Below are 14978 nucleotides of genomic sequence, written 5' to 3' on the forward strand. Positions count from 1 at the left end.
CTACCAGGCGCGGTCGTGGTTGCGGATGGTCGGCTTGACCGGCACCCGCACACCGCGCTCGTCGGCGACCTCGGCCGCGCGCTCGTAGCCGGCGTCCACGTGACGGATCACGCCCATGCCCGGGTCGTTGGTCAGCAGGCGCTCGAGCTTCTCGGCGGCGAGCTCCGTGCCGTCGGCCACCGACACCTGGCCGGTGTGGATCGAACGACCGATGCCGACGCCGCCGCCGTGGTGGATCGATACCCAGGTCGCGCCCGAGGAGGTCGCGGTGAGCGCGTTGAGCAGCGGCCAGTCGGCGATCGCGTCGGAGCCGTCGGCCATGGCCTCGGTCTCGCGGTAGGGCGATGCGACGGAGCCCGAGTCGAGGTGGTCGCGCCCGATCACGATCGGGGCCTTGACCTTGCCCTCGGCGACGAGCTTGTTGAACAGCAGGCCGGCCTGGTGGCGCTCGCCGTAGCCGAGCCAGCAGATGCGTGCGGGCAGGCCCTCGAACTCGACCCGCTCGGCGGCGGCGTCGAGCCAGTTGTGCAGGTGGGTGTTCTCGGGGAACAGCTCCTTGAGCGCCGCGTCGGTGACCGCGATGTCCTCGGGATCGCCCGAGAGGGCGGCCCAGCGGAACGGGCCGAGGCCCTCGCAGAACAGCGGGCGGATGTACGCCGGGACGAAGCCGGGGAACTCGAACGCGCGGTCGTAGCCGCCCTTGCGCGCCTCGTCGCGGATCGAGTTGCCGTAGTCGAACACCTCGGCGCCCGCGTCCTGGAACTCGACCATGGCACGCACGTGAGCGGCCATGGCGGCCTGCGCGTCCTTCGTGAACTGCTCGGGATCGGCCTCGGCGCGCTCGAGGCGCTCCTCGACCGTGTAGCCGATCGGCAGGTAGGAGAGCGGGTCGTGCGCCGAGGTCTGGTCGGTCACGAGGTCGATCGTGACCTCGCCCGCCCGGTGGCGGCGCAGGATCTCGGGGAACACCTCCGCGGCGTTGCCGACGAGCCCGACGGACCAGCCGCGCTTCTCGTCCTTCGCCTGCTGCACCTTGGCGAGCGCCTCGTCGATGTCCTCGACGACCTCGTCGAGGTAGCGCTTGCCCGCGCGCCGGTCGAGGCGGGTCTTGTCGACGTCGACGATGAGGCAGGCGCCGTCGTTCAGGGTGACGGCGAGCGGCTGCGCGCCGCCCATGCCGCCGCAGCCGCCGGTGAGGGTGATGGTGCCCGCGAGCGAGCCCTTGCCCTCGACGGTCTCGATGCGCTTCTGGCCCTGGAGCTTGCGTCCCGCGGCGGCGAAGGTCTCGTAGGTGCCCTGGAGGATGCCCTGGGTGCCGATGTAGATCCAGGACCCGGCGGTCATCTGGCCGTACATCATGAGGCCCTCGGCCTCGAGCTTGCGGAACTCGGGCCAGGTCGCCCAGTCGCCGACGAGGTTGGAGTTGGCGATGAGCACGCGGGGCGCCCACTTGTTGGTGCGGAAGACGCCGACCGGCTTGCCCGACTGCACGAGCAGGGTCTCGTCCTCCTCCAGGTCGCGCAGAGTCTCGGTGATGGCGTCGTACGCCTCCCAGCTGCGGGCGGCGCGGCCGGTGCCGCCGTAGACGACGAGGTCGTCGGGACGCTCGGCGACCTCGGGGTCGAGGTTGTTCATGAGCATGCGCAGCGGGGCCTCCGTCTGCCAGCTCTTGGCCGAGATCTCAGTGCCGCGCGGGGCGCGGACGGGGCGGGCGCCGGGAAGAGCCATGATCGGTCCTTTCGCAGGGGTCTGTGGTGAGGGATCCGCGGAGCGGATCCTGCGGCCGAGCGGCGTCGCTCCGGCCAGCAGTGCTCCCATTCCATCCCCTCCGGAGGCCCGCAACAACGCGACCCCCGCCACCATCGTCCGGGATACCGGACAAACGGGGCGGGGGTCGCGCTGGGACGCTCGATGCGGACCGGGCCTAGGCCCCCGGCACCTCCCGCGTGCGCCGGGCGGCCTCGCGCCGCACGGCCTGCTCCGCCGGATCCGGTACGGGCAGCGACGCCAGCAGCCGCTGCGTGTAGGGATGCGTCGGCGCCCGGAGCACCTCGGCGCAGCTGCCGACCTCCACGAGCTCGCCGTGGTACAGCACGCCGACCCGGTCGGCCAGCGCATCCACCACCGCGAGATCGTGCGTGATGAACAGCGATGCGAAGCCGAGTTCGCGCTGCAGCTCGGCGAACAGTTCGAGCACGCGCGCCTGCACCGACACGTCGAGCGCCGAGGTCGGCTCGTCGGCGATCAGCAGCTTCGGATCGAGCGCGAGCCCGCGCGCGAGCGAGGCGCGCTGACGCTGACCGCCCGAGAGCTCGTGCGGGAACCGGTCGCCGTAGCTGCGCGGCAGCTGCACCGCTTCGAGCAGCTCGTCGACGCGCTTCCGCGCCGCCGCGGGGTTCCGCGCGATGCGGTGCACCACGAGCGGTTCGGCGACGTTGTCGGCGATGGTCAGCAGCGGGTTGAAGCTCGACGCCGGATCCTGGAACACGAACCCGATGTCGCGGCGGGCCGCGCGGAACCTGCGCTCTTTCAGACCCACCATCTCGTGCCCGAGCACCCGCAGCGATCCACCGGTCGCCGCAGTGAGCCCCGCGATGGCGCGGCCGATGGTCGACTTGCCCGATCCCGATTCGCCGACGAGGCTGTAGACCTCGCCCGCCGCGATCTCGAAGTCGACCCCGCGGACGGCCAGGAATCCCGGCCGACCGAGCCGACCCGGGTACTGGATCTCCAGGCCCTGAGCGGCCACGAGCACCTCGCCACGAGCGGATCCCGCAGCGGAGTCGCCGTCGGGAACCGCGTCGCGGGCTCGGGTCCGGATGCTCCGGTCGCCGAGCCGCAGCACCGCGCCGAGCAGATCCTTCGTGTACTGCTCACGCGGATTCGCGAAGAGCTCAGCCACCGGCGCCTGCTCCACGAGCTCTCCCTGGTACATCACCGCGACGTCGTCGGCCAGATCGGCCACGACCCCCATGTTGTGGGTGATGAGCAGGATCGCGATGCCGAAGTCGTCGCGCAGCTTCCGCAGCAGGTCGAGGATCTCGGCCTGCACCGTCACGTCGAGAGCGGTGGTCGGTTCGTCGGCGACGATGAGCCCGGGGTTCAGCGAGAGCGCCATCGCGATCATGACGCGCTGCTTCTGGCCGCCCGACAGCTGGTGCGGGTAATAGTCCACCCGCTCCTCGGGGTCCGGGATCCCGACGCGGCCGAGCACCTCGATCGCCCGGGCGCGCGCCTCCTTCTTCGAGAGCTTCTCGTGGGCCCGCAGGCCCTCGGCGATCTGCCACCCGATCGTGAAGACCGGATTGAGCGCCGTCGAGGCCTCCTGGAACACCATCGCGACGTCGCGTCCGCGCACGGCGCGCAGCTGCTCGTCGGACAGCCGCAGGATCTCGTTCGATCCCGAGCCGTCGCGGGTGCGCAGCACGACCGCGCCCTGCGACACCGCGGTCTCGGGCAGCAGCCCGAGCACGGTCCGTGCGGTCACGGTCTTGCCGGATCCCGACTCGCCGACGACCGCGAGCACGCGGCCGGGCGAGATCGACAGCGAGACGCCGTCGACGGCCCGCACCGGGCCGTGGTCGGTCGCGAACGTGACGCCCAGATCCTGGATCTCGAGCACTGCTTCGGCACTGTTCCGCGTCGTCGCGCTCATCGTTCGCCCCCTTCGTCCGCAGTGGTTCCATCGGGGGCCGCGGCTCCGGCCGCACCCCGAACCGGCTCGGCCGCGAGCAGCGCGCCGACCGAGGTCGCTGCGACCGCACCGCTGCCGGCCTTCACCCGGCGGCGGCTGCGCAGCCGCGGATCGGCGAGATCGTTGAGGCTCTCGCCCGCGAGCGTCAGGCCGAGCACGATCAGCACGATCGCGAGGCCCGGCCACAGGCTCGTCCACCAGACCCCGTTCGACACGTCGTTCACGGCCTTGTTCAGGTCGTAGCCCCACTCGGCCGCGGAGTTCGGCTCGATGCCGAAGCCCAGGAAGCCGAGGCCCGCGAGGGTCAGGATCGCCTCCGAAGCGTTCAGGGTGAACACGAGCGGCAGCGAACGGGTGGAGTTGCGCATCACATGCGTGAACATGATCCGCCAGCGGCTCGCGCCGACGACGCGCGCCGATTCGACGAAGGCCTCGGCCTTGACGCGGACGACCTCACTGCGCACCACCCGGAAGTACTGCGGGATGAACACCACGGTGATCGACAGCGCGGCCGACCAGATGCCGCCCCACAGGCTCGACTGCCCGCCGGAGATCACGATCGACATGACGATCGCCAGCAGCAGCGACGGGAACGCGTAGATCGCGTCGGTGACGACCGTGAGCACGCGGTCGAGCGCTCCGCCGATGTAGCCCGAGACGAGACCGAGCAGCGTACCGACGAAGATCGAGCTGAGCACCGCGATCACGATGACCAGCAGCGCCGTGCGCGAACCCCAGATGACGCGCGACAGCACGTCGTAGCCCGCCACCGTGGTCCCGAAGAGGTGCGTCGACGACGGCGCCTCGAGGGAGCCAAAGTCGCCGCTCGGCCCGGACAACTGGTTGAAGCCGAACGGGGCGATGAGCGGGGCGAGCGCCGCGAGCACGATGAACGCGGCGACGATCGCGAGACCGGTCACCAGCATCCCCCGCTGCAGACCGACGCTCTGGCGCAGCTGCTTGATGATCGGCCAGGTGCGCCAGCCGCGGTCCTTGCTGCTGGGACGGGGCGCGGTCAGGATTGCTTCCGTCGTCATCTCAGTACCTCACTCGCGGATCGATGAGCGCGGCGATGATGTCGACCACGAAGTTGCTCAGTGCGACGATCACGGCCAGCAGCGCCACGATCCCCTGCACCGCGATGAAGTCGCGCGCGCTCAGATAGTGGGCCAGCTGGAATCCGAGCCCCTTCCACTCGAAGGTGCTCTCGGTGAGCACCGCGCCGCCCAGCAGCATCGCGATCTGCAGCCCGATCACCGTGATGATCGGGATCAGCGCCGGACGGTACGCGTGCTTGGTGACGAGCCGGAACTCCCGCACGCCGCGCGAGCGGCCCGATTCGATGTACTCCCTGCCGAGCGTGCCGATCATGTTCGTGCGCACGAGCCGCAGGAACACGCCCGCGGTCATGAGTCCGAGCGTGAGGGCGGGCAGGATCGCGTGCGCGAGCACGTCGCCGACCGCGGCCGGATCGCCGAGCCGAAGGGCGTCGATCAGGTAGATGCCGCTCGGATCCGGCAGCAGCGAGATCTGCAGCTCGGTGCCGACCGAGGCGCGGCCGCTCGTCGGAAGCCAACCGAGCCAGACGCCGAAGATGAGCTTCATCAGCAGACCGGAGAAGAACACCGGGGTGGCGTAGGTGAAGATCGCGAACACGCGCAGGCCGGCATCGGGGGCCCGATCCCGGTAGTGGGCCGCGAGCATGCCGAGCGGGATGCCGACGATGAACGCCACGATGAGCGTGTAGATCGCGAGTTCGAGGGTCGCGGCGCCGTAGGTGAGCATGACCTCGGTGACCGGCAGCTTGTCGCTGATGGTGGTGCCGAAGTCGCCCGTGAAGATACGGCCCAGGTACTCGAAGTACTGCACGAGGATCGGCCGGTCGTAGCCGGCCTCGTGGATCCGCTTCGCGAGCTCGTCGGGCGGCAGCTTGCCGCCCATCGAAGTGGTGATCGGGTCGCCGATGGTCCGCATGAGCAGGAACACCATCGTGACCAGGATGAACACGGTGGGGATGATGAGAATCGCCCGCCAGGCGATGTACCGGCCGAGGCCGCCTCCCCCGCCGCGGGGCTTCTTCGGACCGGGGCCCTTGCCGGGTCCCGGTGACGCGGCCTCGGCCGCGGGAGCGTTGAGCGTCGTCATGAACGAAATCGCTGTTTCAGTGCTGCGCAGATGCGTCCGCCACGCCCGAAGAGCGGAGCCGCACCGATCCGATGCTGCTCCGCTCTCCGTGCACGGCCGTCGACTACTTCTTCGTCAGCGTTCCCAGACGGAACTTGAACGAGGCATCGAGGGTGACGCCGTCGACACCGTCGACGGTCACTGCGACCTGGTCACCCTGCAGCAGCGGGATGATCGGGGCGTCCTTGGCTACGAGATCCTGGATCTGCTCGATGTCCTTGGTCCGCTCGGCCTTGTCGGTGACCGCGCGCTGCTTCTTGATGAGCGCGTCGACCTCCTCATTCGCGTAGTGGTTGTTCGTGAAGCCGCCGCCCTTGGTGAAGAACGGGCTCAGGTAGTTGTCCGCATCGGAGAAATCGGGGAACCAGCCGAGCTGGAACACCGGGTAGACGTCCTTCGGGAAGTCGGCGCTGTACTGGCCCCACTCGGTCGACTGCAGGTCGACCTTGAACACGCCGTCGGCTTCGAGCTGCTGCTTGACGAGCGCGTACTCCTCGGAGGACTTATCGCCGTAGTGGTCGGGGTTGTACTGCAGCTTCAGCGTGACCGGCATCTGCACGCCGGCGTCCGTGAGCGCCTTCTTGGCGGCGGCGGCGTCGGGGCCGCCCTTCTTGTCGCCGTACTCGCCCTTGAAGGACTCGGTGGCGCCCGTGAAGCCCTGCGCGACCTGGCTGTAGAGCGGGCTGAAGGTGCCCTCGTAGACCTGCTTGGCGATCTTCTCGCGATCGACGAGATCGGCCGCGGCCTGGCGAACCGCGAGCGCCTTCTTCGGATCGGCCTCCGGCGTCTTCGAGCCGAAGGGCTGGGTCTCGAAGTTGAAGACGATGTAGCGGATCGCACCGCCGGGGCCCTGCACGATCTTCAGGCCCTTGGTGTTCCGGAACTTCGCGATGTCGGCCGCGGGCAGGCTGCGGAAGGCCACGTCGATGGCCTTCGTCTGGATGGCCTGGCTGAGGTTCGGCTCCTTGGCGAAGTACTTGACGTTCACGCTGGCGGTCTTCGGCTTGCCCCACATGCCCTGGTAGCCGTCATAGGCCTTGTAGGAGGCGAGCTCGTTCTTCTTGAACGCCTCGAGCGTGTACTGGCCGGCGAAGGCCTTGCCCTTGACGATCTCGTCATCGCTCGCGAGCTTGTCGGCCGGGAAGACCTCTTCGTCGACGATCGGGGCCGCCGGAGTGGAGAGGATCTGCGGGAAGGTCTGGTCGTTGCCCTCCTTGAGGTGGAACACGACCGTCTCCGGATCCTTCGCGTCCACGCTGGCGATGTTCGCGAGCAGGCTCGACGGGCCGCTGGGATCGGCGATCTTGACCTGGCGGTCGAAGGTGAACTTCACGTCCGAGCTCGTGAGATCGTGCCCGTTCGCGAATTTGAGCCCCTTCTTCAGCTTCACCGTGTACTCGGTCGGCGACGTGAACTCTGCCGAGGTCGCGATGTCGGGCTCCACCTCGGACTTGCCGATCGGGTGGTTCATCAGCATCGGGAAGACGTTCGTCATCACCGCGAACGAGCCGTTGTCGTACGAGCCTGCCGGGTCGAGCGCGGTCACGACGTCGGTCGTGCCCACCGTGATCGATCCGCTGCCGGTGCCACCGCCGCCAGTGCCACCGCCCTGTGCGCAACCGGTGAGCAGCAGGGCTCCCGTGGCCACGAGCGCGATTGCGCCAGTTCCAGTCCGTGAAAGTTTCACTCTTGCTCCATTACATGAGTTAGGTCCGCATTCACGTCGACGCATCGATGCGGCGACGTTTCCACGCGGAGAGACAGCCCGATCATAGCGATCCGTCTCCGCTCTCGCGAACCGCGTTGTCGCAATCGTGACAACTTCGGTACCCGGATACGGCAGCGGGGCGGGATCCCGAAGGATCCCGCCCCGCTGCCGCGTCGGTGTGCCGGCTAGAAAGCCGGGCCGGTCGAATTACGAGAGGCGTTGCCCATCGCACCGTTCGCCTCTGCCGAATGCTCCGGAGCGGCTTCGAGGTGCGGGACGTAGTCCTCGTTCGCGGCAGGCTCGACGCCGAGCTCGATGCTGGCGCCCGGGATCGCCGCCAGCAGGTTCCTGGTGTACTCCTGCTGCGGGTTCTCGAACACCTCGTCGGTGGTCGCCTGCTCCACGATCTTGCCCTGCTGCATCACGCACACGCGATCCGCGATCAGGCGCACGACCGCGAGGTCGTGCGTGATGAACAGGTAGGTCAGCCCCAGGTCGCGCTGCAGCTCGGCGAGCAGATCGAGGATCTGCGCCTGCACCAGCACGTCGAGCGCCGACACGGCCTCGTCGAGCACGAGGATGTCGGGCTTGAGCGCCAGGCCGCGGGCGACCGCGACGCGCTGCCGCTGACCGCCCGAGAGCTCGTTCGGGTAGCGGGTCGCGACCTCGCGCGGCAGCGAGACCTGATCGAGCAGCTCGTACATGCGCGCCTTGCGGCTCGCCGCATCGCCCACGTTGTGGATCTTCAGCGGCTCCATGATCGTGTTGCCGATGTTGTACAGCGGGTCGAGCGAGCCGTACGGATCCTGGAACACGGGCTGCAGCGTGCGCCGCAGGTTGAACAGCTCGCGGCCGTTCAGCTTCGACGTGTCGCGGCCCTCGATCTTGATCGTTCCGGCGGTCGCGTCCTCGAGCTGCAGCACCATCTTCGCGATCGTCGACTTGCCCGAACCGGACTCGCCCACCAGCGCGAGCGTCTCGCCCCGGTTGATCGTGAAGGTCGCATTGTCGACCGCGACGAAGTCCTCGGAGCCGAAGTTGCCCTTGCGCAGCTTGTAGACCTTGCGCAGGCCCTCGACCTCGATCAGCGGCTCGCCGATCTTGCGCTCCGTGCTCTCGGCCAGCGCCGCGACGTCGAACGTCGAGGTGGGGGCCGCGGGCAGGCTCGCGTCGGCACCGATGCGACGCGATGCGAGGCTCGGAGCCGCGGACACCAGTCGACGGGTGTAGGGGTGCTGCGGGTTCTGCAGGATCTCGCGGCTCGGGCCCGACTCGACGATGTTGCCCTTGTACATCACGATGAGCTTCTCCGCGCGCTCGGCTGCGAGGCCGAGGTCGTGCGTGATGAAGACCACGGCGGTGCCGAGCTCCTTCGTGAGCGTCTCGAGGTGGTTCAGCACCACGCGCTGCACGGTCACGTCGAGCGCCGAGGTGGGCTCGTCCGCGATCAGCAGTTCGGGGTTCGCGGCCAGACCGATACCGATCAGCGCGCGCTGCTTCATGCCGCCCGAGAACTGGTGCGGGTACTGCTTCATGCGCTGCTCGGCGTTCTGCAGGCCGGCCTGCTCGAGCACCTCGACGGCGCGCGCGTGCACGGCCTTCTTGCCCGAGGCGAGCCCGTTCGCACGGATCGCCTCCTCGACCTGGAAGCCGACCGACCACACCGGGTTCAGGTTCGACATCGGGTCCTGCGGCACGAGACCGATCTCGCGACCGCGGATCGACTCCATCTCCTTGCGACCGATGCCGACGAGCTCGCGCCCGTTCCACTGCACCGAGCCGCCGGTCACCTTGCCGGTGCCGGGCAGCAGGTTGATGACCGCGTGCATGGTGGTCGACTTGCCGGAACCGGACTCGCCGACGATCGCGACGGTCTCGCCGGGGTAGACGTCGAAGCCGACGCCGTGCAGCACCTCGTTCTGCTTCTTCTTCGTGCCGAACGCGACCTTGAGGTCGCGCACGCTGAGGATCGGCTGCTGCTCGCTCATCGCTGCGCCCTCGCCTTCGGGTCGAGCGCGTCGCGCAGGAGCTCGCCGAGCAGGATGAAGGCGAGCACCGTGAGCGACAGCGCGATGGACGGGTAGATGAGGTTCATCGGTGCGGTGCGGAGGTCGCCCTGAGCCGCCGCGATGTCGTTGCCCCAGGACATGACGTCGGAGCCGAGGCCGACGCCCAGGAACGACAGCACCGCTTCGGCGACGATCGAAGCCGCGAGCGAGAGCGTCGAGACGACGATCATCGGAGCCATCGAGTTCGGCAGCACGTGGCGCCACAGGGTCGTCCACGGACCGAGTCCCTGCGCCTTGGACGCGGTGACGTAGTCGGCCGGCTTCACGCGCAGCACCTCGGCGCGCAGCACGCGCGCGCTCGACGCCCAGGCGAACAGGCCGATGGCGAGCGAGATGGTCCAGATGTTGCGGTACTCCTTGAACATGCCCATGACGAGGACCGCCGCGAGGATGTAGGGGATCGAGAAGAAGATGTCGCCGATGCGCGAGAGCACGCCGTCGACCCAGCCGCCGAAGAAGCCGGCGATCGCGCCCATGATCGTGCCGAGCACGAAGATGAGCAGCGTCGAGATGAGCCCCACCGACACGGAGGTCGAGGTGCCGTGGACGACGCGCGAGTAGATGTCGCAGCCCTGCTTGGTGAAGCCGAACGGGTGGCCCGCGGTGGGGCCGGTGTTGCTCATCGACAGGTCGCACTTGGTGGGCGAGAAGGAGGTGAACAGCTGCGGGAAGAACGCTGCGGCGAGCACCACGGCGAGGAGGGCGACCGACACGTAGAACATCGGGCGCTTGCGGATGTCGCGCCACGCGTCGATCCAGAGGCCGGAGCGGCGCTCGTCGAGCTTGGGCGCGTCGACCGCGGCGACCGGAGTCTCGTCGACCGGGGCGACGAAGTGTTCGAGCTTCGGGTTCGTGGACTCAGGCATAACGGATCCTCGGGTCGAGCACGGCGTAGAGCAGGTCAACGAAGAGGTTGACGAAGAGGTAGATCAGCACCATCACGGTGACGAACGAGACCACGGTGGTGTTCTCGCCCAGGCGGATCGAGCGGAACAGCGTGTTGCCGACGCCGGGCACGTTGAAGATGCCCTCGGTCACCGTCGCACCGACCATGAGCACGCCGAAGTTGGTGGCGGTGTTGGTCAGCGTGGGGATCAGCGAGTTGCGCAGCACGTGCACGGGGATGACGCGGCTGCGGCTCAGGCCCTTGGCGTACGCCGTGCGCACGAAGTCCTGGTTCAGCGTGTCGATCACCGAGGCGCGTGTGAGGCGCATGCTCGTCGCGTACAGCGAGACGCCGAGCACGAGCGCCGGCAGGATCAGATCCTGGAACGGGGCGCCGACGCCGACCGTGGTGCGGAAGATCGGCCATTTGATGCCGAGGAAGTACTGGCCGACGAACGCGATCACGAAGATCGGCACGCTCATCATGATCAGGCCGATGATGAGGCTGATGTTGTCGAAGAACTTGCCCTTGCGCAGACCCGAGATGAGGCCGATCGAGATCGCGAGCACGAGCTCGATCACGATCGCCATGATCGCGAGGCGGATGGTCACCGGGAAGGTGCTGGCGAGCACCTCGGAGACCGGCTGCCCCGAGAAAGTCATGCCGAGGTCGCCGCGGAAGATGCCGCCGACGTACAGCAGGTACTGCACGATGAAGGGCTGGTCCAGGTGGTACTGGTGTTTGATCTGGGCGAGCACCTCGGGGCTCGGCGTCTTGTCGCCGAACAGGGTGAGCACCGGGTCGCCGGGCATGGCGAAGACCAGGAAGTAGATGAGGAACGTGGTGCCGAGGAGCACCGGGATCGTTTGCAGGATCCGGAAGAGGACGTATCTCAGCATGCGGCTGCTCCCCTCCCCCGATCGATCTGAGTAGACATGTTGCGTATTCTCTCGCAGTCGGGGCGCAAAACGAATTCCGGACTTCTCTGTCCGCAGTCGTCAGTGTGCTGCGCCGGGCTTGTGGCCCGTCTGGTCTGCCGGATGCGGCGTGACGGGGTGAGGCCCCGGGCGGGTGCGCCCGGGGCCTCATCAGGCGGCGTTACTTCGCAGCCGTCTTGGTGATCTGGTAGTACAGCGGCACCGAGTTCCAGCCGAAGGTGACGTTGTTGACGCCCTCGCCGAAACCGCCCGATGCGTTCTGGTACCACAGCGGGATCGCCGGCAGATCCTTGAACAGGATCTCCTGCGCGTCGTCGAACTTCTTGTTCGCCGCCGCGACGTCCTTCGCGGCGAGACCCTCGGCGAGCGTCTTGTCGAACTCGGGGTTCGAGTAGTCGCCGTCGTTCGAGGATGCACCGGTCTGGTACAGCGGAGCCAGGAAGTTGTACAGACCCGGGTAGTCGCCCTGCCAGCCCGAGCGGAACGCGGTCTGGATCTTGCGATCGGTGATCGACTGGCGGAAGTCGCCGAACAGCGGGTTCGGAGCGCCCGAAGCCTCGATGCCGAGCGAGTTCTTGATGTCGTTGGTCACGGCATCGACCCAGCCCTGGTGGGGGCCGTCGGCGTTGTAGGCGATCTGGAACTTGCCCGACCACTTGGAGATCTTGTCGGCCTCGGCCCACAGCTCCTTCGCCTTCTTCGGGTCGTACTTCAGCACGTCAGCGCCCGCAAGATCCTTGCTGTGACCCTCGATCACCGGAGCCGACCAGTCGGTCGCCGTCTGGCGGGTCTTCGAGAAGATCTTGTCGGTGATCTGGTCGCGGTTGATCGCGTGCGAGATCGCAGCGCGGCGCAGCTCGCCCTCCTTGCCGCTGAAGTGCGGCAGGCGAGCCGGGATCGTGAACGACTGGAAGATCGCAGCGCCCTGGTTGACCGCGCGGTCGCCCAGGTCGGTCTGGAACGTCGCAGCGGCCGAATCCGGGATCTGGTCGAGCACGTCGAGGTGACCGCCCTGCAGGTCCGCGTACGCGGCATCGAACGAGTCGTAGAACTTGATCGTCACGCCGGCGTTCTGCGCCTCGCGGTCACCCTTGTACTCATCGTTCTTGACGAGCTCGATCTGCTGCTTGTGCACCCAGCCCTTCGGCGCGACCTTGTAGGTGCCGTTGCCGATCGGGTTCTGACCGAACTCCTTGGTCACGTTGCCCTGGGCGTCGAAGCCCGACTTCGGGACCGGGTAGAACGACGAGTAGCCGAGCTGCAGCGGGAAGTCCGACTGCGCCGACTTCAGCGTGACCTCGAAGGTGGTCGGATCGACGACCTTGAGACCGGTGAGCTTGGCGTCCTTCTTGTCGTCGAAGCCCTCGATGTTGGCGAACCAGCTCGAGTTCTTGCGCGCGTTCGACAGCTTCGCAGCGTCGTTCCACGCGTTGACGAACGAGTCGGCGTCGACCGGGTCACCGTTGGTGAACTTCTGGTCGGCCTTCAGCTTGATGGTGAAGACCTTCGAGTCCTTGGTGTCGATCGACTCGGCGACCTCGTTGTGAGGCTTGCCCTTCGCGTCGTAGTACACCAGGCCGGCGAAGATCGCGTCGAGGATCTTTCCGCCGCCCACCTCGTTGGTGTCGCTGGGGATCAGGCCGCTTTCCGGCTCGGATCCGTCAGTGGTGATGATGGCCGACGCGTCGCCCTTGGGCGTCGATCCCTTGTCTCCGCCGGTGCTCGACGACGAGCAGCCCGCGAGTGCAAGTGAGCCCGCTGCGGCGAGGGCGATGAGCCCCAGGCCGATCCGAGTTCGCTTCAAGATATTCCTCCTTGTTCAGATTCCGCGGAGGTGCCCCGGGCATCGAAAACGCCCCATCGCACTCCGCGGAGTTCAACCGACCAGAGCCTAATCGGAAGGCGTCTGCACAAACGGCCAACGCGCGCGAATCGCGACCCAATCGTGACGAAGGTCCAGGAAGTCACAGCGCGACCCCCAGAACGCGGAGACGGTTTTGTCGAGTTCGAACAGTTCTCGCGGATTCGTCCGAGCCTCTCGCCGGTACGCTGAGCGCGTGCTCCCCTCCGAACGCGTTCCGGGCTCCGCGGCCCCGCAGCTCTCCCCAACCCGGCTCCGCTGGGAGATCGCCATCGTGCTCGCGCTCTCGCTCGGCGCCTCGGCCGTCTACGCGATCGTCGCCATCGTCGAGCGGCTCACCCGCACGACCGCGCTGTCCTCGCAGACCGCGACCATCAACTCGCCGCTCGACGAGCGCCCCCTGTTCGACCTGATCTACCAGCTGCTCTCCTTCGGCTTCGGTCTAGCCCCGGTCGCCCTGGTCGTCTTCCTGCTCTGGCACGAACGGGCGCCGCACCTGGGCGCGCTCGGACTCGGCGCCCCGATCCGGGTCCCCGGTTCACCGCGCGGCCCCTGGTGGGCACGGGAGTCGGGCAGCGGGTTCCTGCTCGCCGCCGCCATCGGGATCCCAGGTTTGGCGTTCTACGTGCTCGCCAAGGCGATCGGCATCAACGCGACCGTGATCCCGACCGCGCTCGACGCCGCCTGGTGGACGGTGCCCGTGCTGGTGCTGCAGGCGCTGAAGGCCGCGCTGACCGAGGAGCTCATCGTGGTCGCCTACCTCTTCGAACGCCTCAAGCGCCTCGGTGTCGGCCCAGTCGCCACGATCGTGTCGAGCGCGCTGCTGCGCGGCACCTACCACCTGTATCAGGGCTTCGGCGGCTTCATCGGCAACGTCGTGATGGGCCTCGTCTTCGGCTGGTGCTACCAGCGCTGGGGCCGGTCGCTCCCCCTCGTCGTGGCGCACTGGATCCTCGACATCGTGAGCTTCGTCGGCTATCCGCTCGCGGTCGCCATCTGGCCCGCGCTCTTCGCCGCCGCGAAGTAGCGCGGCGCGGCCGCGCGGGCGTCACTCAGAGCGGCTTGATCGTCTTGACGGTCTCGGCCAGCTGGCCCCAGATCTCGTCGTAGAGCTCGGGCGCCTCGGCGCACTTCTCGCCGGGCCGCAGCACGACGTACTTGCCGTCGGTGCCCTTCGTGATGCCGAACTGCTTGCGCATGGCCGCGCAGGACTCCGGCAGCTTCTCGATCAGCGGCGAGGTGAGCACCAGGTTCTGCTGCGCATCGATCGAGTACTGCGAGCTGCCGAACTTGTTGGACAGCTGCGCCTGCACGCCCCAGGGCTCGATCGCGAGCCGCTGCGACGGTCCCATCGTGACGGCCGGCACGTCGTCGGTCTTGGGTGTCTCGCTCGGAGTCGGCGTCTCGCTGGGAGTCGTGGACGGCGACGGCGAGGTCGTCTCGGACGTCGACGGCTTCGGATCTGCGGTGGGGGCGATGCTCTCGGCCCGACCGAAGGTCACCAGGAGGATCGACACGACGATCGCGACGACGGCGATCGCGCCGACCGTGATCCACGGCACCAGGTGCGGATTGCGCTCCGGCACCTCGACCTCGGTCTCGACAAGCTCGGGAATCAGCGGATCAGTCACCCGGACA

Annotated in this window: 11 protein-coding genes; 1 reads left to right on the top strand and 10 read right to left on the bottom strand. The window is 67.9% G+C overall.

Annotated elements, in window-relative coordinates:
- The 9 genes from hutU to ABD169_RS14420 all read right to left on the bottom strand — a co-directional run bounded on the left by hutU (nucleotide 1) and on the right by ABD169_RS14420 (nucleotide 13283).
- Complete coding sequence (gene hutU / locus ABD169_RS14380) at nucleotides 1–1728, bottom strand: urocanate hydratase (RefSeq protein WP_344033327.1); 1728 nt, start codon at nucleotides 1726–1728, stop codon at nucleotides 1–3.
- Nucleotides 1729–1924: 196 nt separating this feature from the next.
- On the bottom strand, nucleotides 1925–3655 hold the full coding sequence (locus ABD169_RS14385; RefSeq protein ID WP_344033329.1) for an ABC transporter ATP-binding protein: 1731 nt from the start codon (nucleotides 3653–3655) through the stop codon (nucleotides 1925–1927).
- Complete coding sequence (locus ABD169_RS14390; RefSeq protein ID WP_046455704.1) at nucleotides 3652–4731, bottom strand: ABC transporter permease; 1080 nt, start codon at nucleotides 4729–4731, stop codon at nucleotides 3652–3654. The genes ABD169_RS14385 and ABD169_RS14390 overlap by 4 nt, the downstream gene beginning before the upstream one ends.
- Before the next feature lies 1 nt (nucleotide 4732).
- On the bottom strand, nucleotides 4733–5839 hold the full coding sequence (locus tag ABD169_RS14395; RefSeq protein WP_046455705.1) for an ABC transporter permease: 1107 nt from the start codon (nucleotides 5837–5839) through the stop codon (nucleotides 4733–4735).
- Between the two features lie 103 nt (nucleotides 5840–5942).
- Complete coding sequence (locus tag ABD169_RS14400; RefSeq protein ID WP_425560977.1) at nucleotides 5943–7526, bottom strand: ABC transporter substrate-binding protein; 1584 nt, start codon at nucleotides 7524–7526, stop codon at nucleotides 5943–5945.
- 245 nt (nucleotides 7527–7771) lie between these two features.
- Nucleotides 7772–9574, bottom strand: a complete 1803-nt coding sequence (locus ABD169_RS14405; RefSeq protein WP_344033334.1) for a dipeptide ABC transporter ATP-binding protein — start codon at nucleotides 9572–9574, stop codon at nucleotides 7772–7774.
- Complete coding sequence (locus tag ABD169_RS14410) at nucleotides 9571–10521, bottom strand: ABC transporter permease (RefSeq protein ID WP_046455707.1); 951 nt, start codon at nucleotides 10519–10521, stop codon at nucleotides 9571–9573. The genes ABD169_RS14405 and ABD169_RS14410 overlap by 4 nt, the downstream gene beginning before the upstream one ends.
- Nucleotides 10514–11440, bottom strand: coding sequence for an ABC transporter permease (locus tag ABD169_RS14415; RefSeq protein ID WP_344033336.1), 927 nt, complete (start codon nucleotides 11438–11440; stop codon nucleotides 10514–10516). Before ABD169_RS14415 ends, ABD169_RS14410 begins: the two co-directional genes overlap by 8 nt.
- Before the next feature lie 199 nt (nucleotides 11441–11639).
- A complete protein-coding gene (locus ABD169_RS14420; RefSeq protein WP_046455709.1) occupies nucleotides 11640–13283 on the bottom strand; it encodes a peptide ABC transporter substrate-binding protein in 1644 nt (547 codons plus the stop codon).
- 253 nt (nucleotides 13284–13536) lie between these two features.
- Between ABD169_RS14420 and ABD169_RS14425 the strand changes: the two genes are divergently transcribed.
- Nucleotides 13537–14367 carry a CPBP family intramembrane glutamic endopeptidase gene (locus tag ABD169_RS14425; protein ID WP_344033339.1) on the top strand — a complete coding sequence of 277 codons (831 nt, stop codon included), beginning with the start codon at nucleotides 13537–13539 and terminating at the stop codon, nucleotides 14365–14367.
- Nucleotides 14368–14392: 25 nt separating this feature from the next.
- Here ABD169_RS14425 and ABD169_RS14430 read toward each other — a convergent pair whose 3' ends face one another.
- A complete protein-coding gene (locus ABD169_RS14430; protein ID WP_344033341.1) occupies nucleotides 14393–14971 on the bottom strand; it encodes a hypothetical protein in 579 nt (192 codons plus the stop codon).
- Between the last annotated feature and the right edge of the window lie 7 nt (nucleotides 14972–14978).

This window comes from Leucobacter iarius, assembly GCF_039530105.1.
GTDB lineage: Bacteria > Actinomycetota > Actinomycetes > Actinomycetales > Microbacteriaceae > Leucobacter > Leucobacter iarius.